This is a genomic window from Sphingobacterium spiritivorum ATCC 33861 (assembly GCF_000143765.1).
Taxonomy (GTDB): Bacteria; Bacteroidota; Bacteroidia; order Sphingobacteriales; family Sphingobacteriaceae; genus Sphingobacterium; species Sphingobacterium spiritivorum.
In genome coordinates this window covers 291,198-314,099 of record NZ_GL379771.1, presented here as the reverse complement: position 1 = coordinate 314,099, position 22,902 = coordinate 291,198, and the positions used below count along the sequence as shown (strand labels likewise).

General features: G+C 38.6%; 22 protein-coding genes and 3 tRNA genes. 2 read left to right on the top strand and 23 right to left on the bottom strand.

Annotation, left to right across the window (positions count from 1 at the left end; all coding sequences use genetic code 11):
* Window positions 1-110 precede the first annotated feature (110 nt).
* Complete coding sequence (locus tag HMPREF0766_RS11440; protein WP_037460310.1) at window positions 111-1,217, bottom strand: S1C family serine protease; 1,107 nt, start codon at window positions 1,215-1,217, stop codon at window positions 111-113.
* A 39-nt stretch (window positions 1,218-1,256) separates the two neighbouring features.
* A complete protein-coding gene (locus HMPREF0766_RS11435) occupies window positions 1,257-1,838 on the bottom strand; it encodes an RNA polymerase sigma factor (protein WP_002997234.1) in 582 nt (193 codons plus the stop codon).
* Window positions 1,839-2,209: 371 nt separating this feature from the next.
* Here HMPREF0766_RS11435 and HMPREF0766_RS11430 point away from each other — a divergent pair, with 371 nt between their 5' ends.
* Window positions 2,210-3,163, top strand: coding sequence for a glycoside hydrolase family 43 protein (locus tag HMPREF0766_RS11430; protein ID WP_002997231.1), 954 nt, complete (start codon window positions 2,210-2,212; stop codon window positions 3,161-3,163).
* A gap of 112 nt (window positions 3,164-3,275) precedes the next feature.
* Here HMPREF0766_RS11430 and HMPREF0766_RS11425 read toward each other — a convergent pair.
* From HMPREF0766_RS11425 to HMPREF0766_RS11400, 6 genes are all read right to left on the bottom strand, one after another.
* Window positions 3,276-3,349: transfer RNA gene (locus HMPREF0766_RS11425), tRNA-Asp, on the bottom strand.
* A gap of 53 nt (window positions 3,350-3,402) precedes the next feature.
* Window positions 3,403-3,476, bottom strand: a tRNA-Asp gene (locus HMPREF0766_RS11420).
* A gap of 59 nt (window positions 3,477-3,535) precedes the next feature.
* Window positions 3,536-3,609: transfer RNA gene (locus HMPREF0766_RS11415), tRNA-Asp, on the bottom strand.
* Window positions 3,610-3,680: 71 nt separating this feature from the next.
* Window positions 3,681-4,754, bottom strand: a complete 1,074-nt coding sequence (gene prfA, locus HMPREF0766_RS11410; RefSeq protein ID WP_037460217.1) for a peptide chain release factor 1 — start codon at window positions 4,752-4,754, stop codon at window positions 3,681-3,683.
* 96 nt (window positions 4,755-4,850) lie between these two features.
* A complete protein-coding gene (locus HMPREF0766_RS11405) occupies window positions 4,851-5,180 on the bottom strand; it encodes a DMT family transporter (RefSeq protein ID WP_002997227.1) in 330 nt (109 codons plus the stop codon).
* An 87-nt stretch (window positions 5,181-5,267) separates the two neighbouring features.
* Window positions 5,268-6,032: a UDP-2,3-diacylglucosamine diphosphatase gene (locus HMPREF0766_RS11400; RefSeq protein WP_002997225.1), complete on the bottom strand. Its 765-nt coding sequence runs from the start codon at window positions 6,030-6,032 to the stop codon at window positions 5,268-5,270.
* A 214-nt stretch (window positions 6,033-6,246) separates the two neighbouring features.
* Here HMPREF0766_RS11400 and HMPREF0766_RS11395 point away from each other — a divergent pair, with 214 nt between their 5' ends.
* Complete coding sequence (locus HMPREF0766_RS11395) at window positions 6,247-8,385, top strand: prolyl oligopeptidase family serine peptidase (RefSeq protein ID WP_002997223.1); 2,139 nt, start codon at window positions 6,247-6,249, stop codon at window positions 8,383-8,385.
* A gap of 71 nt (window positions 8,386-8,456) precedes the next feature.
* Here HMPREF0766_RS11395 and HMPREF0766_RS11390 read toward each other — a convergent pair whose 3' ends face one another.
* The 15 genes from HMPREF0766_RS11390 to HMPREF0766_RS11320 all read right to left on the bottom strand — a co-directional run bounded on the left by HMPREF0766_RS11390 (window position 8,457) and on the right by HMPREF0766_RS11320 (window position 22,865).
* Window positions 8,457-9,689 (bottom strand): thioredoxin family protein, encoded by a 1,233-nt coding sequence (locus tag HMPREF0766_RS11390; RefSeq protein ID WP_002997221.1) that lies wholly within the window; start codon window positions 9,687-9,689, stop codon window positions 8,457-8,459.
* A 126-nt stretch (window positions 9,690-9,815) separates the two neighbouring features.
* Window positions 9,816-11,000: a C1 family peptidase gene (locus HMPREF0766_RS11385; RefSeq protein WP_002997219.1), complete on the bottom strand. Its 1,185-nt coding sequence runs from the start codon at window positions 10,998-11,000 to the stop codon at window positions 9,816-9,818.
* Window positions 11,001-11,145: 145 nt separating this feature from the next.
* Window positions 11,146-12,204 carry a TerC/Alx family metal homeostasis membrane protein gene (locus tag HMPREF0766_RS11380; protein ID WP_002997217.1) on the bottom strand — a complete coding sequence of 353 codons (1,059 nt, stop codon included), beginning with the start codon at window positions 12,202-12,204 and terminating at the stop codon, window positions 11,146-11,148.
* A gap of 2 nt (window positions 12,205-12,206) precedes the next feature.
* Complete coding sequence (locus HMPREF0766_RS11375; protein ID WP_002997214.1) at window positions 12,207-13,178, bottom strand: polyprenyl synthetase family protein; 972 nt, start codon at window positions 13,176-13,178, stop codon at window positions 12,207-12,209.
* A 61-nt stretch (window positions 13,179-13,239) separates the two neighbouring features.
* Window positions 13,240-13,803 carry a DUF3109 family protein gene (locus HMPREF0766_RS11370; protein WP_002997212.1) on the bottom strand — a complete coding sequence of 188 codons (564 nt, stop codon included), beginning with the start codon at window positions 13,801-13,803 and terminating at the stop codon, window positions 13,240-13,242.
* Window positions 13,804-13,807: 4 nt separating this feature from the next.
* Window positions 13,808-14,599, bottom strand: coding sequence for a DUF3108 domain-containing protein (locus tag HMPREF0766_RS11365; protein WP_002997210.1), 792 nt, complete (start codon window positions 14,597-14,599; stop codon window positions 13,808-13,810).
* Window positions 14,600-14,638: 39 nt separating this feature from the next.
* On the bottom strand, window positions 14,639-15,160 hold the full coding sequence (locus HMPREF0766_RS11360; protein ID WP_002997208.1) for a DUF2480 family protein: 522 nt from the start codon (window positions 15,158-15,160) through the stop codon (window positions 14,639-14,641).
* Between the two features lie 56 nt (window positions 15,161-15,216).
* Window positions 15,217-17,328, bottom strand: coding sequence for a peptidylprolyl isomerase (locus tag HMPREF0766_RS11355; RefSeq protein WP_002997205.1), 2,112 nt, complete (start codon window positions 17,326-17,328; stop codon window positions 15,217-15,219).
* Window positions 17,329-17,487: 159 nt separating this feature from the next.
* Window positions 17,488-18,090: an LPS export ABC transporter periplasmic protein LptC gene (gene lptC, locus HMPREF0766_RS11350; protein ID WP_002997203.1), complete on the bottom strand. Its 603-nt coding sequence runs from the start codon at window positions 18,088-18,090 to the stop codon at window positions 17,488-17,490.
* Window positions 18,091-18,102: 12 nt separating this feature from the next.
* Complete coding sequence (gene bamG / locus HMPREF0766_RS11345) at window positions 18,103-19,425, bottom strand: BamG family beta-barrel-assembly machinery protein (protein ID WP_002997201.1); 1,323 nt, start codon at window positions 19,423-19,425, stop codon at window positions 18,103-18,105.
* A 377-nt stretch (window positions 19,426-19,802) separates the two neighbouring features.
* Window positions 19,803-20,786, bottom strand: coding sequence for a DUF6427 family protein (locus HMPREF0766_RS11340; RefSeq protein ID WP_002997199.1), 984 nt, complete (start codon window positions 20,784-20,786; stop codon window positions 19,803-19,805).
* 82 nt (window positions 20,787-20,868) lie between these two features.
* Window positions 20,869-21,081, bottom strand: coding sequence for a CcmD family protein (locus HMPREF0766_RS11335; protein ID WP_002997197.1), 213 nt, complete (start codon window positions 21,079-21,081; stop codon window positions 20,869-20,871).
* Window positions 21,082-21,096: 15 nt separating this feature from the next.
* The gene (ccsA, locus tag HMPREF0766_RS11330; RefSeq protein ID WP_002997194.1) at window positions 21,097-21,768 is read right to left on the bottom strand and encodes a cytochrome c biogenesis protein CcsA; all 672 of its coding nucleotides are present in this window, start codon (window positions 21,766-21,768) and stop codon (window positions 21,097-21,099) included.
* 24 nt (window positions 21,769-21,792) lie between these two features.
* A complete protein-coding gene (locus tag HMPREF0766_RS11325; RefSeq protein WP_002997192.1) occupies window positions 21,793-22,452 on the bottom strand; it encodes a heme exporter protein CcmB in 660 nt (219 codons plus the stop codon).
* A gap of 71 nt (window positions 22,453-22,523) precedes the next feature.
* The gene (locus HMPREF0766_RS11320) at window positions 22,524-22,865 is read right to left on the bottom strand and encodes a YtxH domain-containing protein (protein WP_002997190.1); all 342 of its coding nucleotides are present in this window, start codon (window positions 22,863-22,865) and stop codon (window positions 22,524-22,526) included.
* Window positions 22,866-22,902: the final 37 nt, after the last annotated feature.

Here is a 22,902-nt window from a genome sequence, read left to right as displayed (position 1 = left end):
AAACATAAATGTATTGTACTTCACCGAATATAAAAAAACTGAAACATAAATAACAAAAAAGAGCTTCATCTTTCTAAGGATGAAGCTCTGTTCGTATTATAAAGGTATTTTTAAAAAACTTTTACCATGTAAATATAATCTTGCAATTGTTTAATCTGATCTGTTCTTGATAAGTTGGATAGACTATTCTTTTTATTTAAAACGATGTCTCCGTTTAATGAATTAGCGGGGATTTCATTTAATGCATCTAACAGGATTTTAGTTTTAATTGCAAAACCTGCACCGTCAAGACCAGTTTGTTTACCGCTGATAATACCGATGATATTTCCTTTATTATCCAGTACCGGACCTCCACTGTTACCAGGATTGACCGGAATAGATATTTGATAAGCGATGGTGTCGCCTGCATATCCGGTTGCGGAACTCAGATATCCCTGTCCGTAGACCGCTTCATCACGAGGGAATCCGATAGTATAAATATCTTCTCCTAAATCTGAAGATCTTGATTTGAAGGTATAAGGGATACTTTTAAGCTTTCTGAAATTACTGTCATTAATATGCAGAATGGCCAGATCTTTTGCTGCATCCGTATAGATAACACTTGCTCTGAATGAATCTCCTTTGTTATTCTGTAAGTGGATGGAGTCAGCACCGTTGATCACATGAAAATTGGTCACAACATAGCCGTCTTTAGTCACCATAAAACCTGTGGCTCCGTAGTGACTGTCTACTTTATTGTTGATATCTTTTTTCTTGGTGTCGATATTGCGTAATGCTGCATTATGTTCGTTGACATTGCGCTTTACATTATTCATATCTCTGCGCAGAGCACTGTAGTCTGTCGATGCTTTCTCCAGATTGGTATAGTATCCGCTCATCCATAAAGTCGAGAATACGGATATAATAGCAACAGCTGCAGCTACAGCGATATTTAGTTTAAAGCGTGCCTGAATCGGAACAACAGGCGTTTCTTTTGTTTGTGTTTTATGTTTATGACTGCGGTGATAGGATGCCGATACATTTTTCAGCTGATTTTTGAAATCCATACGAGCCGCTACAGACTGCATATCGCTGATAAATATACGGTGTTGTTGAAGCTGGATACTGAAAGTCGGATTTTCAGCACAAAATGCTTCAAAGGACACGCGCTCTTCCGTGGTCATCTCATTTCGAAGGTATCGATCTGCGAGGTCATAAAATTCTTGTTGACTCATCATTGCCATGACACTGGTCCTTATTATTATATTAGTTACAAATTAATTCTCACTCTGAAAAAAATACTTTTTCAGCCTTTGCAGGCATTTGTATTTTTGAGTTTTGGCATTGTCAGTATTCGTATAGCCGAATTTCTCACAAATGTCCTGCATCGAACGATTCAGGATATAAAAATCATGAAGAATCGTTTTACAGGGCTCTCCCAGTTTGTTCATGGCTTCTTCCATTTGTGCAAATCTGAGGTCGAGCTCTTCGTGTTTATCGATGTCATCTTCATATTGAAGGGTATCTTCATAATCACGAATGTCATTTGTTGCATATCCTGCACCATTACGATTGAGCTGCTTCAACCATAGTCTTCTGCAAATCGAATACAGATAGGTTTTAAGTTTACTTTTCAACTCAAAATCTCCGTGCGATACTTTATCATAAAGCACTATTACAGCTTCCTGAAAAATATCTTTCGCTTCTTCCTCACTACCATTATTCTGGATAATCATATGGCTGATACTGGGATAATATAACTTGTAGATTGCATCTAAAGCTAAATGATCACCAATCAGAATTCCATCGATTATTTCCTGGTCATTTTCCGGAGTGAATGATTTGCTAAACTTACTCACCTATTAATACCTTTTATAACTAATAGTAACCCAACTACTTTGATGAATTTGAAACTTTTAACGAAAAGCATGTAGTTACTCATTCCAAACGTACACTATTTTTTTTAAAATGGATAGGATTATTTGGGCATTTTTTGAATTAAAACGGTTAGTATTGCCGGAATGTTGTGTCTCAAAGATTTATTTTTTAACAGTGACTTTTGCCACATTTGCCACTTTTCGGAAATCCGGAATACACAACCGGCTCAAATCTTTAAATTCAACAGATAAATCGATTTACCAAGTCTTTTTATTATCTTCAATCTGAAAACAAACCTATAACACTAAAATTCTAAATGCTGTTCAGTTTTTAGAATTAACATGATCTGCCTATGAAAAAGAAAATTTCCTTATTTGTCTGTCTGAGTTTTATGACTTTTGGCTTTGCTCAACAAAATCCTGTGATCAAAGGCTGGTATGCTGATCCGGAAGGTATTGTATATAATAATACATACTGGATATTTCCGACATATTCTGCTCCATATGAGAAACAGATCTTTTTTGATGCTTTTTCATCCAAAGATCTGGTCCATTGGGATAAGCATGAACGGATATTGGATACTGCTGCTGTCAGGTGGGCTAAAAAAGCAATGTGGGCACCGAGTGTAATTGAAAAGGACGGAAAGTATTATCTGTTCTTTGGAGCAAATGATGTGCATCAGGGAGAGGTAGGGGGTATTGGAGTCGCGGTGGCAGACAAGCCTGAAGGACCTTATAAAGATCTATTAGGTAAACCTCTTATACAAGATATTATAAATGGTGCACAACCTATTGATCAGTTCATGTTTAAAGATAAGGACGGCAGCTATTATATGTATTACGGAGGTTGGAAACATTGTAATGTTGTGCGGATGAAGGATGACTTCACGGGTATACAGCCATTTCCGGACGGACAGTTGTATAAAGAAGTAACTCCTGAAAACTATGTGGAAGGGCCATTTATGTTTATTCATAATGATAAGTATTATTTTATGTGGTCTGAAGGGGGATGGACCGGGCCGGATTATAAGGTCGCCTATGCTATAGCTGATTCTCCGTTTGGGCCGTTTGAAAGGGTCTCTACGGTCTTAGAACAGGATTTGACGATAGCTGTCGGCGCCGGTCATCATTCCGTTATAAAAGCTCCTGATGCTGATAAATACTTTATTGTGTATCATCGTCGCCCCATTGGTAAAACCGGTGCAAATGAAAGAGAAACCTGTATTGATGAATTGAAATTTGATAAGGATGGCTATATCTTACCTGTAAAAATGACATCTTCAGGCGTCAGTCATCCCCTGAAATAAGGTAAGTGTATAAACTTTCAGCAGAAGTTGTGTCTGTCAAGATCGGAACAGTGAGAAATGACTTCTGTTTAAAGCAAAAAAAAGCATCCACATTACGTGGATGCTTTAAAAGCGGTCTGGACGGGACTCGAACCCGCGACCCCATGCGTGACAGGCATGTATTCTAACCAGCTGAACTACCAGACCTAATTTTTTAATTGTAATAAAGAACAAATTTGAAGTTTTCACTTCATTTGAAGCGGTCTGGACGGGACTCGAACCCGCGACCCCATGCGTGACAGGCATGTATTCTAACCAGCTGAACTACCAGACCTCAAATTTTTTAATTAAATAAAGAACATTTATGAAGTACGATTTACTTCTTGTTTTTAGCGGTCTGGACGGGACTCGAACCCGCGACCCCATGCGTGACAGGCATGTATTCTAACCAGCTGAACTACCAGACCTTTTTCCTTCCTGAGAAGGTGTGCAAATATAGCGTTAATTTCTTTATTTGCTAATAATTTTTGAAAAAAAACTACTCTACAGTTCCTTCTTTCATCTTTTCTGCATTCTCCGCAAACTGTAATGCATCGATAATTCCTTGAATATCACCATCCATAACAGCCGGTAAGTTGTACAATGTTAAACCAATACGGTGTTCGGTAACTCTACCTTGCGGGTAGTTATAGGTGCGTACTTTTGCCGAACGGTCTCCTGTAGATACCATTGTTTTTCTTTTTGCCGCGATATCGCCGTGTTTCTTCTGAACTTCGAGTTCATATAATTTGTTACGAAGCATCTCCATCGCCAGTTCTCTGTTGGCCAATTGTGAACGCTCTACCTGACATACCACTACTATACCTGAGGGCTTATGTGTTAGTTGTACTTTGGTTTCTACTTTGTTTACGTTCTGACCACCGGCACCTCCCGAACGGGATGTTTGCATCTCTATATCCCCAGGATTCAATTCCACGTCGACATCTTCTGCTTCCGGTAAAACTGCCACTGATGCTGCTGATGTATGTACCCGACCTTGTGTCTCTGTATCCGGTACGCGTTGTACACGGTGTACACCCGATTCATACTTCAACTGGCCGTATACATCTTCTCCGATTACTTTAAGGATGACCTCTTTATAACCGCCTGAAGTTCCTTCTGTGACATCCATCACTTCATTTCTCCAGCCTTTTGTTTCAAAGAAGCGGGTATACATACGGTAAAGATCTCCGGCAAATAACGCGGCTTCGTCACCACCTGTTCCTCCACGAATCTCAATAATCGCATTTTTAGCATCTTCCGGATCCTTTGGAATAAGCATCAGACGAATTTCTTCTTCCTTCTCCTCTTTCTGTCCATAGAGTATGTCCAGCTCTTCTTTGGCCATCTCCCTAAGCTCCTGATCTTTCTCATTGGCCAGAATATCTTTATTTGCATCGATGTTGCTGACCATGTTTTTGTAAATATGGTACTGATCAACAATTTTACTCAAATCTTTATACTCTTTATTCAGTTTGGCAAAACGTTTCATATCACTGATTGTATCAGGATTGCTTAATTCAGCTTCCACTTCCTGCCAACGTTCTTTTATAGCTTGTAATTTGTCTAACATAAAATCAAAATATGACGACACTCCTGCCAGCGGCTAAGATGTGTCTTTTTTTAGTGCACAAAAATAAAGAAATTTTGTCGCTTTTTATAAGTTATATTAATGGGAAGAAACTACCTTTAATCCTATTATCGAAGCAATTAAAGTGAAAATGAAGAAAACTCTCCAAAAGTCGACAGGTTCTTTGAAGAAAAAGATACCCATTAATACAGTTCCGACGGCTCCTATTCCTGTCCATACAGCATAAGCTGTTCCCAGTGGTAATGTTTGTGTAGCCTTCATGAGCAAGCCCATACTAAGGAACAAAGATATTATGAATCCCAGATACCACAGATACATCTGCGTCCCCGATGTTTCTTTTGCTTTTCCCAAACAGGTAGTAAAACCTACTTCAAATAATCCTCCAATAATAAGAATAATCCAATTCATAATCTGTTTCTAAATATTGTAGGCAAAGGTGTGAATAACAAATTTAAATCGGAGTCTTTTTATGATTTTTTAATTGTTGAAACGGGCTTATTCTGGTTTAAGCTCATTGTTCCACTGGAGCAATTCTAATGTGGTTCCATTCCAGACCGCATATGATTTCCCCTTGAACCATTCCCCAAGATTAATAATCTGACTTTGTGAAGAAAGCGGAAGATAGTAAGAAAGGTGACGATGGCCGAAAATATAGAAATCAAAGTGCTGAGTGTTTTCCAGTTGTCTGGCATATTGGATCAGCCACTCCTTATCTTCGCCAAGAAAGATCTCATCTATATCATTAGCCGCTCTGCTGGATCTGGACCAGCGTTGTGCTATTCCGATACCCAGATTGGGGTGTAGTCTGGCAAACAACCACTGACAAGCTTTGCTACGGAATATTTTTTTTAGAATTTTATATTTTTTATCTCCATCCCCCAGTCCATCTCCATGATGTAAATAGAAGGATTTGCCATCTCTGATAATTTCAAGCTCATTATCTATAATATTCGCTCCAAGCTGATCCCTCAGATATCCAAACATCCACATATCGTGGTTACCTTTGAAGAAGGTGATTTTTACTCCTTGGTCGGCTAATTCAGCTAATTTTCCCAGAAAGCGGATGTATCCTTTAGGAACTACGGACCGGTATTCAAACCAGAAGTCAAATACGTCCCCCATAAGATAGAGTTCTTTTGCATCGGATTTGATATGATTTAACCAATTTACTATCTCATGTTCACGGGCAATTGACTTTTCTTCAGGATAGGAACCTAAATGAAAATCGGATGCGAAATAGATATTTTTTCTGTCAGACATTTTTTCAAAACTACCTAAATCAGTCTAATATTCAAATTCGGACACGGACTAAATTGCAATCCTGGCTTTACTTTCAAAAAGTAAGGGCCACATGGATAACATGATCAGCTGGACTCCGGATAGAAAGTGAAATCAAAATCGGCCTCCTGTGGGTATTGAGTTCGCACATAAATTAGTAGATTTGTGATAATAGCATTAATGTATAAGCAAATTTATGATGAACAAGAAATTAGGATTGATCTTAATGGTGTTAAGTATGACCGCATTACAGCAACAGCGTGTCTCGGGGCAAACCGGACCTCAGGTAAAAGCTTACCCTTCTACTCAAAAGGGTAATGTAAGCGATGATTTTTTTGGTGTTAAGGTTGCAGATCCTTACCGTTGGTTAGAAGATGACCGTTCTGCCGAAACAAAAGAATGGGTATTGAGCCAGAATAAGACAACTTTTGATTATTTGAATGCCATTCCTTACCGGGATGAACTGAAAAAACAATTGACTGATATATGGAATTATGAGAAAGTAAGCACTCCATTTGTAGAGGGGGCATATACTTATTTCTATAAAAATGACGGATTGCAGCAGCATTCTGTTTTATATCGTAAAAAAGGGGATAAAGGTAAAGAAGAAGTTTTCCTTGATCCTAATACATTTTCAAAAGACGGATCCACATCTTTATCTGATGTGAGTTTTTCAAAAGACGGTAGTCTGATGGCCTATTCTATCTCTGAAGGCGGTTCTGACTGGAGAAAAGTAATCGTTCTGAATACAAATGACAAGTCAACGGTAGGGGAGACGCTTATCGATGTCAAATTTTCCGGAGTTGCCTGGAAAGGAAATGACGGATTTTACTATTCCAGCTATGACAAACCAAAAGGTTCGGAATTGTCTGAAAAGACAGATCAGCATAAATTATATTATCATAAACTGGGTACTGCACAGTCTTCTGATAAATTGATCTTTGGCGGAAGTGAAACACCGAGACGCTATGTAGGGGCCTATCTGACAGATGACGAACGCTTTTTAATTATTACAGCGGCAAATACCACAACTGGAAATGAGCTTTATTTTAAAGATCTGTCTGATCCGAAATCAACGATCAAGACTGTTGTAGGTGATTTTAATTCCAATACTTCTATTATAGACAATATCGGGGATGTATTTTTTCTGAAAACCAATCTGGATGCACCTAATAACAAATTAGTCAAAGTGGATAGTAAAAATCCAACAGCAGCTAACTGGAAAACGGTTATTCCGGAAACAGAAAATGTATTGAGTATTTCAACAGGTGGAGGCTATATTTTTGCCAATTATCTGAAAGACGCGATCTCTGTTGTGGAGCAGTATACGTATGAAGGGAAAAAAGTCCGTGCGATCGAACTGCCTGGAGTAGGTACAGCTTCCGGATTTGGCGGAAAGAAAAAAGAAAAAGATATTTATTTCAGCTTTTCAAATTATATCACACCGTCATCCAGTTTCAAATTTAATGTAGAGTCCGGTAAATCGGAGCTTTATATTAAGCCTAATGTCAAATTTAATCCGGATGAATATGAATCGAAGCAGGTATTCTATACCTCCAAAGATGGAACGAAAGTGCCGATGATCATTACTCATAAGAAAGGATTGAAGCTGGACGGTAAAAATCCGACTATTGTATATGGATACGGAGGATTTAATATCAGTCTGACTCCGGGATTCAGTGTTGCTACTGCAACATGGCTGGCAAATGGCGGAGTATATGCTGTACCGAATTTACGTGGCGGAGGTGAATATGGTAAAAAATGGCATGATGGCGGTCGTCAGTTTAATAAATTGAATGTGTTCAATGATTTTATCGCTGCAGCTGAATATCTGCAACAAAATAAATATACTTCCCCGGAATATACCGCACTATCGGGAGGTTCTAACGGAGGGCTGTTAGTGGGAGCGACAATGACGATCAACCCGCATGTTGCCAAAGTCGCATTACCGGCTGTAGGTGTACTGGATATGTTGCGTTACCATACCTTTACTGCGGGTGCAGGATGGGGATACGATTATGGAACCGCTAATGACAGTAAAGAAATGTTTGAATATCTGAAAGGGTATTCTCCTGTACACAATGTGAAAGAGGGAGTATGCTATCCTGCTACATTAGTGACTACAGGTGATCATGATGATCGTGTTGTACCTGCACATTCCTATAAGTTTGCGGCAGAGTTGCAATCAAAACAGAAGTGTGCTAATCCGGTCTTAATCCGTATTGAGACAAAAGCAGGCCATGGTGCAGGGCGCTCTACAGATGTGGTGATCAATGAGACTGCAGATAAGTTTGCCTTTACACTGTGGAATATGGGAATTACTACTTTGAAGTAGCAGATTCTAATATGAGATAAAATATCAAGGGCTGCCCGAAAGGCGGCCCTTGTTGTATTTATATGGATTTTTTACCAGGTAGGTTGTCCGTTCCGCATTTTGTCCAGATTGACCTGTAATTCGGCTTTACTGTCTTCATCAGCTGCAGCCACTGCTTTCTCCTGAGTGGTAATAGCCTCATCTTTATTTCCCTTTTTGTAGAGAAGATTAGCATAAGTATCCAGATAAGCTGCATTCTCATCTCCTTCTTCCAGTGACTTTTTACTCCAGGCAAGGGCTGATTCAATACAGGCTTTATCTTCACAATTCTCAAAGATTGTCCATGCAAAAGAATTGAGCTGATTAGCATCAACTTTAGAAGTATTGATATACGCATTTACAGCATCTTTGAAAGCCGGCCAGTCTTTTTTGCTAAAGTAGAATTGTGGTTTGAAACGAACAAACATACCCGTCATATCTACTTCAGGATGGCTTTTGGCAAGTTGTTGCTGTACATCATCCAGGTTGATGTTTTCATCCTTCTTTACAAGTGGTAATACCAATTCCCGCATCAATACCACTGCCATGGTACTGTTTGCACTTCCTTGTCCCAATACGGCATCTATCTTTGCTATATTGTTTTTTATTAACTGATAAGATTTGGAATCAGGAGTGGTTGCACTTTTAAGTAGAATGTCTGCATTTTCTTTCTGGAACAATTCCTCTTCAGACATAGAGTTAATAATCGCAATCTGGGCTCTCTTTAATGTTTCCTGATCATAAGCATTTTCTGCTGCTACTGCTAATTTCCGTGCAATCTGCACATCATCCGGTTTTGCTTCAAATTTACTGAGCAGTGTATGATACTGAGTTGAAGGATCGAGACCTTCTTTTGCTTTTGCTATGAACTGATCAGCCTCTCCGCCACCTACTATACGGTGTACTAATGTTCCATTGGGATCGAAAATAAGGAAGGTTGGATATGCTCTGACGTTGTAATCTTTTTCAAATCGGCTGGCTTCTGCATACCATGCTTTTATATCCTCGCTGTCATCTTTTGTCTGATCCATCTGTATCTTGGCATTGATAAAGTTGGAATTAAAAAAATCTCCGACTTTAGGTTGTGGAAAAATGGTATTTGCCATGTATTTACAAGGGCCGCACCAGGTCGTAAAACAATCAACGAAGATGTGTTTGTTTTCTTTTTTAGCTTTTTCCTTGATTTGATTCCAGGAGAGACCGTGTTCGAATTTGATTCCTGATTCCTGAGCAAAACTCAAAAGCGGAGCCAGAAGAAATAGAATAATTAGCTTTTTCGTTTTCATATTGTTTAAATTGGGTAGTCAGAATAGATCTGAAGTTCAGAATGAATGTAGAAAATAATATATACAAAAAAAAATCTCCGGCTATATTATATGCCGGAGACTTTCTTTATTCTGACTAAAAGTGGATTAGAGTCCCATTTTTGATCTCAATTCTTTTTGAATTCCGTTTTTATGAACAAGTAAAGATGTTGTTTTGTAACGAACAAATTCTTTTGTCACATATAAATATCCTTTGTAATCGTTTGTTACTCCCCATGAGTTTTTAACGATGTAGTATTCTTTGCCGTTCTGATCTTTTACAAGTCCAACGATATGCATACCGTGGTCATCTGTAGTTGTGTAATCGTCAAATGCAAGCTGTCTTTGCTCAGGAGTGATTTTTGCTTCCGGTTGAGGACCTACGAACATCGATTGTTTTTCTGCATCAGTCATATCTTCAAATTGTTTCTCCGGAACATAGGCAACTCCGTTTTTCCAGCTGAATCCTTTTTCAGATACATCTGTTGCCCAGGCAACTGTATATCCGTTTTTTAATGCATTATCAATAATTGAGGTCAGATCATTCATCTGTACATTGTAGAATCTGTCGAATGACCAGTTGTCAGGAATCAGTAACACAAATTGTTTGTAATAAGGCTGATCTGTGACCGAAGCCAGACCGATGTAATCATCCGGATTGATTCCGATTACCTGATCTGCAAATGTTCTTGGTGTATACGACTTGCCCTGATAATCAAACTTTTCAGGCACTTCTCCCAGATAGGAATCCATAGCTGCAGTATATGCTTTCTCCCAGTTTGGGGTCAGTTTCTTTGCTTTCACAAATGTGCCTAACATAGCGTCAAGCATATTGGTCATTTCGCCTATATTATTACGCTTTGATCCGTAGTGTAGGCCAGTATAGACTTCCTGAGGAAGTGCTCCGTATTTACGGTAGGCATTTAATACATCATGGAACTGACCACCTTCACCCAGTGACAATCCTCCATGAAGACGGACATACGTCTTAGCTTTTTCAAGATAGGTATTTCTTGCACTGAAAATTTGAGAGATTTCTACAGGCTTCTTACCCATACGGATCATTTCAGATTCTAAGAATGAGTTGCCGGAATACGACCAGCAGGTACCTGAGGAACCCTGATCTTTAATAGACGTATTAGCCAGGTTGATTACTTCTGTAAAAGTAAATCCAGCCTTACTGTTATCATTCTGATTTGCTTTTAAAGCATTAATTAAATTGTCTTGTGCCTGTACCTGAAAAGATGCTACAAATAATGATGCGGCCAGGACAAGTGATTTATTCCAATTCATATTGTTGTATTTTGTATTATAATTTAAGGCACGAATTTAACTTTATTAATGACAATTGCTTCATGTCTAATGTAAAAATATTACAACATAGCAAGCACCTGAGATTTGACAATCAGAAAAGGCACCCTGAAGGTGCCTTTTCTGATTATTTTAAAGCGGGATCATCTTTCTTCTGCGGAAAGAGGAGCGAGGCTATGACACTAATGGCCAGTATACTGATAATAATAATCAGCGAATGAGTAGTTGTAAAACCAAATTTTTCCAACCAGCTGTGCAGCAACATTTTCAATCCGATAAAGACAAGAAGGAATGCCAGTCCGACTTTCAGATAATGAAATTTATGGATGATGTTAACTAAAAGGAAGAACATAGACCGTAATCCCAATATGGCAAAGATGTTGGAGAAAAATACGATATACGGATCCTTAGTTACTGAGAAGATCGCCGGAATGGAATCTACTGCAAAGATCAGATCTGTAAATTCAATCACCAGTAAAACAAGGAATAATGGTGTTACATAACGTATTCCGTTTTCAAAATGAAAGAAATTTCCATGCTCGATCTTAGGGTATACCTTGAAATATTTAGAAGCAAACTTGACCACTGTATGGTTTTGAGGGTCCACCTCTTCTTCCTGATTCCGGTTGATGTACATCGTTATCCCTGTATACACCAGGAATGCGCCGAATACATATAGGATCCATCCGAATTTAGCAATCAATGCAGCCCCGAGGAAAATAAATATACAACGTAGTATAATCGCTCCCAATATACCCCAAACTAATACTTTGTGGTAATATTTTTCGGGAATACCGAAGGAGTGGAAGAGCAGAACCATGACAAAAATATTGTCTACGGACAGAGCATATTCTACCACATAACCTGTTATGTATTCTAATGAAAGATTATTATTGTAGATCTTTAAGCTGGCAGCAAGGTCATTGGGGTTAATTTTGATATTGTGATAATGCTTGGCTATGACTTCCTGCAGCCTTGCAATATCATGTACATCATGGAGCTGATTCCCCCAGATTCTTAATACAACGAAAAAGCCTAATGCAAACAGTACCCATATCACGCTCATGACTGCAGCGGTGGTGAGGGAGATAGGTTTGTCTCCTTTGGAGAATAAACCTAAATCAATGGCTAACATGAGGATAATAAAAAGAATAAATCCTCCAAAAAACATTAATTCGTGACTCATATTTATTTTTTTCGTTCAGTAGTGTATCTTACCAATTGTTCCAGCCCGGTTCTGTAAATACCCTCCGGAAAAGAGTTTAATATTTCGAATGCTTCCTGCTGATACTGGAACATTTTTTCGGTAGCATAATCAAGACCTCCGCTGCTTCTTACAAAAGCGATTACTTCGGCTACTTTCTTATTATCCTCATTATGATTCTTAACGAGATTAATGATACGTCTTTTCTCCGATTTATCGGTCTGGCTCAATGCATAGATAAGTGGCAAGGTCATTTTTTTCTCTTTAATATCATTTCCGAGAGGTTTGCCGACATCATCCAGCCCAAAGTCAAACAGATCATCTTTTATCTGAAAAGCGATGCCAACTTTCTCACCGAAAGCATGCATTTTTTTTACAGTTTCTTCATCTACATCTGTTGATGCTGCTCCGCAGGCACAACAGGACGCGATGAGCGATGCTGTTTTTTGTCTGATCACTTCAAAGTACACCGACTCTTCTATATCCAGTTTACGTGCTTTCTCAATCTGTAAAAGTTCCCCTTCGCTCATCTGTTCTACGGCTTCAGATACGATTTTAAGAAGATGAAAATCATTATTATCTACGGAAAGCAAGAGCCCCTTAGATAGTAAAAAGTCACCGACCAATACGGCAACCTTGTTTTTCCATAGTGCATTGACCGAAAAAAAACCTCTCCTTTCATTTGCATTATCAACCACATCATCATGTACCAGAGATGCAGTATGCAGAAGTTCTACGAGTGAAGCTCCCCGAAATGTAGACTCATTGATCGAGCCGCATAGTCCTGCCGAAAAGAAAACGAACATAGGTCGCATTTGCTTGCCTTTACGCTTTACTATATAATGCGTAATTCTGTCCAGCAAAGGAACAGAGCTTTGCATGGATGCCTTAAATTTATGTTCAAATGCCGCCAGTTCATTGGCTATAGGCTTCTGTATATCGTTTAACTTTAGCATGTATGATGGTTAAAAACCATGATTTGGATACTTTTTTTGAAGTCTAAAGATAAGAAATAGATTATAATGATTCTATAGTATTCTCTAATTCCTGATACCAGTTTTCTCCATACTCACGGATAAGAGGATCTTTCAAAAACTTGTACACAGGTACCTGTAGTTCTTTCCCGAATGAACAAGCATCTTTACAGATATGCCATCTGTCATAATGCAGTACATCGAACTCCGGATAGTGTGTTGTACGGATAGGGTAGAGGTGACATGAAATGGGTTTTTTCCAGTGGATTTCACCTTGCTCATATGCTTTTTCAATTGCACATTTTGTTACTCCGTTTTCCCAGGTGACATAGGCACACTCTTTATTGCCGTCTACACAGGTTGTTGTCAGGTCTCCGTCCAGGTCAATGACATGAGTCCCCTGTTCTTCGACAGCCTGTATACCTTTCTCTGTCATGTAGGGCTTTACCTTTGGATATATTTCTGCCAGGACAGCCAGTTCACTCTCTTTAAGCGGAGCTCCTGAATCTCCTTCTATACAGCACGCACCTTTACATTTGGAAAGGTTGCAAACAAAATCATTTTCAATCAAATCTTCGTGTACCAGGACACTTCCTACTTCTATCATGATGTTATTTTGAATAGCTTACTCGTTGACCTAGTTTATATTTCAAACCTTCAGCTTTGGTAAGTTCCATGGTAATCGAGCCGATTAATATTTCAACTTCGGCCTTTACCGGAATACGATTTCCATCGTTTGTGACCCAAAGATACAACTGACTATTTTTCTTAAAAATACGTCCGGGTTTGATCTCAGGGCTGAATTTTATACATTCTAATGTGCCTAGCTTGGTTTTTACGTCTTCCACTCCCAGATATTTGATACCGAGTGAGGCCATTTCATCATTCAAAAAATAGGTGATTCTGAAGGAATCTCCGATCTTTAGTTTAGAAAGGTCGAGGTTACGTGAAAAATAATAAGCAGACAGTAAATCAAAGGTCTGAGGAGTCGGGCTTTGGAAAGTTCCTTTTTTACCTTTTGCAGATTGCTTTTTATGGTCGAATGTTACATAGTCTTGTCTGGTATAACTTCCTTCGTGAATATCCTCCGTATACAGGTAAGGAAGGAATGTATTGCCATCTATATATGAATTGTACTTGTTTTTTACAGTATACAGAACGGAAAATGCTCCTGATGTTGATCCAAAAGCTGTCAATTGAAAGGTTTTGGGGTTACTGAACTGAAGTTTGGAATCGGACACCATGAGAGAACCTGTGGCAGCCGATACGATGCCGTACCTGAGTTTGTATTGTAGTTTTTCTCCCGCCTTATAGGATGATTCTTTTAAATACGGGAGCATCTGTGCCGGTGCATTTGAAATGCAGTATAATGCAATAATAAATAAGGTAAAGATTCTTTTCATATATCAATTAACTACAATCAAATTTTAAAAAAAACTACGTTAAGGCTTTCGCTTGAAAACCGGTACTGTCGAGCATGGTTCACCGTACATAATACTTTTTGCAACCTTACTTAATTTTACTGTAAATGTCACAAAAGCTGACTCCGGAATATGGACATCACCACAACCTTTTACAACAACACGCTGATCCACAAACTGTGACATATCCAAAGTTGCTAACTTTTCTTGAAATAACTGACTTTCCAGTTCTTCTTTTGTTCCAAAAATAACAGTTTTTGCAAAAGGTTCAAGTTTATTTGCTAATAACATAATCGCCCAGGTCGGGATAATGGCATCTGTCGAACAGTTGATCGCCACATGTTTGTCTTTATATGTGCTCCAGTCCTTCTCTTTAATAAATTCTCTGAAGTCTTTTTCCTTTAATATCAATCCATGAAAAAGATTATCCTTGATGTCATATTCGGTAAGTTCTCCGGCAGGAGCAAGGCTTGCCAGATCATAGGTTATGAGTCCGCTTTGCGCTACTTTATTAACTATATTTTCCTGAATTTCCATGATCATAAAAATAAAAAAAGCCGGACAATATCTGTCCGGCTACAAAGTTACTTAATTATCTTCTAAAAGAATCTAATGCGATTGTCATCAATCTTCGCTTTATCCTGAAGTGCTTTGAAGATTGAGTTCCATGAACGTTGAGCTTTAGAAGCGATCAACTGTTTTTGTTGTGCTTTGATCTCCGTTGCTACCTGGTTTTTAGGATTTACAAATCCGTTTACCTGTACTACGTATACACCCTGATTGCCTTTGATTGCAGTAGAAGGTTTGTTTGGTTGCAAACCAAATACAGTTCCTACAACCGCATTTTCCAAAGCTACCCCCGGGATAACAGGATTTGCTAATACTATATTTTCAACCTGAATAGGTGATTTACCTAATTTCTGACCAACCTGATCGATAGAAGATGCTCCTTTCAAAGCATTCTCTGCTTTTTCTTTCAGTTGTCTGGCTTTTACCAGGTTTCTTACCGGAGTTTCAATATCTGCTTTGATGGCTTCCAAAGGAAGAATACCTTTAGGCTGAATATCTGCCAGGCGGGCGACGATAAAAGTATGATCTGTTTCATAAACTTTATCTGTTACGTCTCCTTTTTTAGCTTCGAATGCCCATCTCAACAATTCTCTTGGCACCTCATTACCATCCAAAGTATTGTCCATTGCAGTGACACGTTTTGCCGTTGCATCTTTCAATCCTTGTTTGGTAGCTACAGCTTTGAAATTATCTTTGTCCAAAGCAGAGAAGAAACTGTTAGCTTTTGCATAAGCTGCATCAATTGTTTCTTTACCACTTGAAATAGTTTTATCTACAATAGCAGCTTTTACTACTTTAGAGTTTCCGATTTGTTTTTCGATTTTTACAATGTGTACACCGAACTGACTGTTTACGATCAATACATCTCCGGTCTTGCCTTCGAATACTGCTTTGTCAAATTCAGGAACCATTCTTCCTCTTCCAAATGTTCCCAGATCACCCCCGTTTGCTTTGCTGCCTTCATCCTGGCTGAATTGAATCGCCAATGGACCGAATGCTTCACCTTTTGCAATCAGATTCTTAATAGAGTCTGCTTTGGCTTTAGCTTTGTCTACACCGCCTTCTGCAGTCGGGTTTAATAAGATGTGACTTGCTTTTACGGAATCGGGGCTGAAAGTCGCGTCTTTGATTTTAGCGATTTCGTATACGCCATTTGAAAGAAACGGACCTACTGTAGCACCTACCGGAGCATTGAACAATACTGAATCAAGCGCAGGGCTTACCTGACCTTTTTTCAGATAGGTGTACGGATATTTTGTGTCTGAATTTACACTTGCAAATAAAGAATCATTAGTAGATGCAGCAAGATCAGCCTTTAATTTCTGAACTACAGCTAATGTCGCAGCTGTATCTCTTTGATTAGGACGTCCGTCTACAAGTACATACTCAATAGAGCGTGTTTCTTCAGGGTTTTTGAATGCATTTTTGTTTTCATCGTAGTACTCTTTGTAGTCTGCATCTGTCAATTTGATATCTGCATCTTTGATAGAAGAGTAGTCTAACAATACATATTTAAAGTTTGCAAGTTTGTTACGTTGAATATAATCGTCATTTGCTTCCAGAGAAGTGACATAAATGCTGTTGTTAAGCAGGTTTGTATATTTGGTTCCCATACGCTCATCACGTACGCCTTCCAGTAACATTTCCCACTGTTGTTGCATTTCAGGTGTGCCATCACTTTTCAATCTGCTCAGGAACATGTTCAGTTGTGCTTTGTCAAACTGACCTGTCTGAGGGTTTGTGAATGCCTGAACGATCTGATAGGATGGGTTTGGACCATTTACCAATGCATTCAATTCATCTTTGCCTACTGACAAGCCGATTTTTTCAACTTCCTGTTTTAGAATTTCTTTAGTTACAAATTGATTCCATACTTGCTGAACGGCATAATTTTTCATTTGCGGTGTGAGGCTTCCTCCACCCATTTGTTGTTGGAACATTGCTGATGCTTGTTCAACTTGAACATTGAAATCAGGGTAGCTGATTGATTCTCCATTGACGCTACCTACCTGATTCTGTGAGCTAGCCCAGAAGGGTGCTCCAGTACGTACAACGTCTCCTAACAAAAATGCAACAATTGCAATACCGATCACGGTTACGATCAAACCCGCACGGTTTCGCAAAAAGGTCATTAATCCCATAGTTTATAAACTGTCTTTTTTTATTGTTTAAATGCTGATTTTTAGTTTAATAATTCACCTACACTAAAAACGAGGTGCAAGATACAACTTTTATAAAAAAAAGCGTAATATTTTATTGTTGTTGAAAACTATTCTGCTACTTTTCATGTTTTACACCGTCTAATTACCAAAAGACGGGAATGCTGAGTTATCCTGAATGTAGTATAAACCTGTTGCATTCTGAATCCGGACATCTTTAAAGTCTGCATCTGATGTAAAGGATGATCCCTGAAGATTACCTCTGCCATCTTTGAAAAATCCTGTGATCATCACATGGTTATAAAACGAATCGGAATTTTCATCATAAATAAGTTCTTCTGTTTTGATGATTGAACCGTCAATCCGGGTTATGACTACATTTTTTTTAAATGTAGTTGTTTTCTCTTTTTCCCGCTGTATCGCATAGTCTGATACAATCTGTTGACTTTCTTTACCAAGAGCATCATAAAACACAATTTTTACGCCTTTAGGGAACTCGTAGTTGCTGGTGGTGTCATGATGAACGCGCATTTCCGGACTGGTCAGCACAGCTTTTACAAGGGCTGAGTCGCTGTAGGTAATCGTGACACCGTAAGAGATATCCACGGCTTCGCCTTTTTTCATATTGGCGATGCGGTCTACTTCTTTAAGATCGGGCTCGCAGGAGTGTAATAAGATTGCCCCTAACCATAGTATTATTGATAGGGGCAATGTATGTTTTAATATAGAAATGAATGCTGTCATTAGCAATCGCTACTAATCATAATTTCTTCGTGAAAACCACTTGTCGTTGAGTGTAAATCCAATATTGAAATTGATATATCGCTCGCGTACAAGATTGTTTGATAAGGTACCCATCTGTCCGAGTTCTGCTGACACATTGATCTTAGAGAAAGCACGGGAATAAGGTGTAGACGGAAGGGGAAGACCCATACCCAAAGTGATGGCCATATCTTTGATATCGGTACCATTGATATTCATCTGTGTCTTGTCATATCGGAATCCTATACGGTAATCTACCAGATTGGGGTAACGTATGGATGAAGGATCAGGTGTAAATTGACCACCTATTGCTACACCGTAGCTTTTTCCGAGTTGTTGTTCGCCTTGTCTTACCTGAAAATCTGACCAGTCAGCATATTTGAAGTCTGCACCTACCAGCCATTTGTTTGATTTAGCAAGCGTAAATCCAACATTGTGCTTCAAAGGAAGATTGATATTTCTGGATCCTTTTTCATTGATGTACGAAGTATCTGTTGCGATATTCTCAACATCCGAAAGACTTGGTTGTGTACGCGTAATGAGTACGGTAGATTTGTCTTTGATTGTATTATTCAGGGATCCTGAGTATCCTACTGTCAGGTTTAGTTTGTTGCCCAATGATTTAAAATATTGTACCCCATAGTCCAGCGATGCACCGGAGAATGAACGAATATTCTTTTGTGTCGTGTTATAAGCACCTAAGCTATACGGAAACTCTATTTTAGAGATATCTGTCAGGTTGCCAAATATATAACTCACATTCGCACCTATACTGAAACCTTTAAAAGGACTTATTCCGTATCCGATGAATGCTTTATTCAAACCTCCTTCACCTGAAAGCGTACTTCTGTACGACAGGGTATCCAGCGTTTTGATATTATTGTAAGAATAACCTACATCTGAAAAAGGCATAAGACCTAATGCTACACCACCTGCTTTACCCAGAGGAATACCCATGGTGATATGACTGAAAGCAAAATCTGCTGTATTATCTGCAGCACTTCCTTTTTCAAGTTGAGTTACATTTCCATAGAGTCCGGCATCAAAGATGGTATGGTGAAATCCACTGTACGAAGCCGGATTGGCTATATTCATTGTGTTTGTCCCGCCAAGATATCTCAGACCGGTAGAAATACCTCCCATTGCTCTGGTTTGCGGGAGTAGATCTAAGCGCATCTGACCGATGCCTAATTTGGAATAGGGAGACGCTGAAGTCGACTTCTGAGCATATACTGCTGTGCCGAAAGACAGGATACCTAATGCAATAAATAATGTCGAAGCTGTCTTTTTCAGCCCTTGTATAAAGTGTTTCTGCATGTTAAAAATTGATATTGATGCTACAATTCCCGTCTATGCTATTGCATATTTTTCTGTAATCCGGGAGACTGTCTGCAACACGCTTGTTCAGAGTGCCTAAACAGCCAACTCTGTTATCCTCGAAAATACGATTATGTATTAAACAAAAGGCAAGACCTTTACTGGCAACTTTGTGTTGATCCGAATATAAGGTTTTGAGATACATATCCGTGCTTATGTTTAACAACAATTTTTGCTTTTTCAGTGATCAAATCCCGATATATTCCTGCTTGAATGTCAGCAGTATCCTGATTTTTTCAGTTACAAAACTATCTATTTTTTGATTATTCCGTAAGTTCTATTTGTTAAAAAAGGTTAAAGCTCTTATTTTCAGTTTTTTACATAAACTGAAAGTAAATAATTGCCATGATAATGATAGCATATAGAGACTCATATATCCATTTATTTTTGGCGTAAGTAAAATAGTAAGCTAAATAAATGGTAATCGGCGGTGCGCAAAGTAAAAAGTGACTTTCAGAAATAACCGGATTAAGGTAAAAAGATCCGATGGCCAAAAGTAACATGAAAAACAATAACTGGAATGATTTCCTTACATGGACTATACTCTTGAAAAACTGATCTTTCAATATGAGTAAAAAGAGTATTAAAGCAAAAATGATTGGTATCAGTACAAGGTAATCATGAAAGTCCATATGTAAGGACTTTGGAAAGGAATTTGTAAACGGTTTGAATATTCCGAAAAACTGATCTATACGTCCCAGCCAATAATAAATAACACCGATAATAAAATATATGGTACATAATCCCAGGAGAGTAGCTATCCATTCTCTCCAGTTGAAGGGTCTGAAAATAATCAGACTTATCCATAAGAGAATAAACATTACAATAAACGGAAAGTATACCAGACTTCCTATTCCGACAATCATACCCAGATCAAACATGATTCCTTTGATATCCTGATGGTGGTAGATGTTAAACAATTTGCTAAGCATCCAGATGGATATAAAGTTACATATGAGTGTAGGAGAGAGGACTAAAAAAGGAATAAACAGACTGGCCAGTGTCATATACATTAATGCTGTCACAAAACTCGGTTTGCCCAGAAAATTGAAGTTATTCATGAGCCTGTTGAGTAGAAATGCCTGTATCAAAGTTAGGGCAAGGGTAGTGAGTACATTGGATTGCGGTGCCAGTGTCAGTCCGAATTGTAAGCCTAAGAGATTGTTGAGCGCAGGCTCAAAGAGCATGGGAGTGAGCTCATCCGGCAGATGAAGAAATACACCAAGACATAACCCGAGGCCAATTACCGCAAGTAATACTATGTTAACAGGTGTGAATTTTCTGAACTGATTGATGATCATGGATCCGGATCTCTTTTATATCTGGTGCTTTGTGTTTGTTGATTCAGGGCATTAACTTTTATTTGTAAACGCCCTGAAAAGATTACTTTTTGGTATTTTTCTCTAATTTGCTAATTCTTTTATCCAGCGTAAAGAGATAGGCTGCTACACCCAGAAAAATAAGAAGCAGAACTAAGACTACAACCCAGATTTTTCCGGAGCTTCTCAGTCCTGTAGCCATTTCGATTTCACCTTGTGCTGAAGCATACAATGACGTGCACAACATGAAGAATATAGATAGAATAGTTTGTTTCATGATCCTTACTATCGATTAATTAATTTCATTGTTAAATTGTTCCCGTTCGATTAATCTTGCTCTGTAACGGAGTGATCCGATCCATACGCCGATCAGACTCCATCCAAGACCGGCAGCATACAAGACCGGTCTGAGGTTATTATCCAGATCTATGTCACTGAATGTTGAATTACCTCCGTTTCCGGGATGCAGCGAATCCGTAAGTCTGGGTAACACATATAGCAAAACGATCATGACCGGAAAGGCAAAGATGTTGTATATAGCGGATATTTTAGCTCTTTTTTGTTCCTCGTCAAGTGCATTACGAAGGACAAGATACGCGAGGTACATCAGCGTAGCAATGGCCGAACTGTTTAATTTAGGGTCTTTAGGCCATGGATCTCCCCATGTAATATTTGCCCATAACATGCCGGTTCCTAATCCCAGAAAGCAAAAAATAATGCCTGTATTCACTGCTTCTACAGCAATCAGGTCGTATTTCATGTTTCCTGAATTCAGATATTTGACACTATAAATGACAGAGATAAGGTAGAGGGTGAGCATCGCAAACCACATCGGCACATGGAAATATACATTTCGGATGCTTTCATGGAGTATTGGGAGAGTAGGGACGGGGCCAATTAATCCTGCAACGATGGATGCTGCTACTAAAACTACGGCAAGGATTTTCCACCAATTTTTTCTCATTTCAATTCTAAATTTTGTACTATTTTAATCTCTCCAAAGGTAAGGAAATAACAATAAAGAAATCGTAACAGTTATCACATTAATCGCAAGTAATACTATAATATGATCCAAACTCCCGCTTCTTTCCAGGCCGTCCATTGCATTTTTTGACAAGCGTATGAGAACCAGTAACAGCGGGATTATTACAGGGAAACTAAGGATAGCCATTAAGGTACTGTTGTTACCTGCTTTGGAACTGATGCCTGACACCATCGTAAATACGGAAGCAAAGCTGATGCTACCCAGTATAACCGAAATAAAATACAAGAGGGGATCTGCAAGCGGATTGCGGAAGATTATAGAATATACACTGAACGCTATTGCAGACAACAGGATCATGACCAGTGTGTTATAAATAATCTTTGAAAGAATGATTGCTTTGGCGTCAACTATGGAGTAATAATAAAGCTGACGGTTTGTGCTTTCCTGTACAAAACTTCTGCTGATGGCATTAATAGATGCAAAAAGCATAATAATCCAGAAAAGTGCATTCCAAACAATGGAATCTACGGCTGTAAATGCCTGATAACAGACAAAAACCGTAGATACCACGTAAAGTAAGATGCCATTGATAGCGTATTTAGATCGCCATTCTAAAAGTACATCTTTATATACTAAAGTCTTAACTTGTTGAAACAAATTCATTCGCTACAAAGATACTAAAAATCGAATGTGAATAGTGTAGCGAAACAATTATAGCCTGAAGCTATATCAGATTATGCGTTATCGATACTGGATTTTGCTTTTGAAGCTCCTTCATCAACTTTATTCGCCATGCTGTGTGCTGCACTGCTTGCTTTTTCTGCCAGATCTTTACCTAAATCTTTAGCTTTACCTTTCAGTTCCATGATTTCATCTTTTGCAGATTGTGCAAATTTAGAAGCACGTTTAGCTTCTTTTTTAGAAAGATCTTTTAGGGATTTTGTCAGACTTTTGATACCGTCATTCGCACGATCCATCTGTTTTTTTCCATCCTCTGTTGCTAATAGATAGTAAGCTGCTGTACCTGCTGCTAATCCTAATAATGCAAATGCCAAAATTCCATTTTTATTTTTCATGATTTCATGTTTTTAATGTTGTCAACTCTGTTGTTAT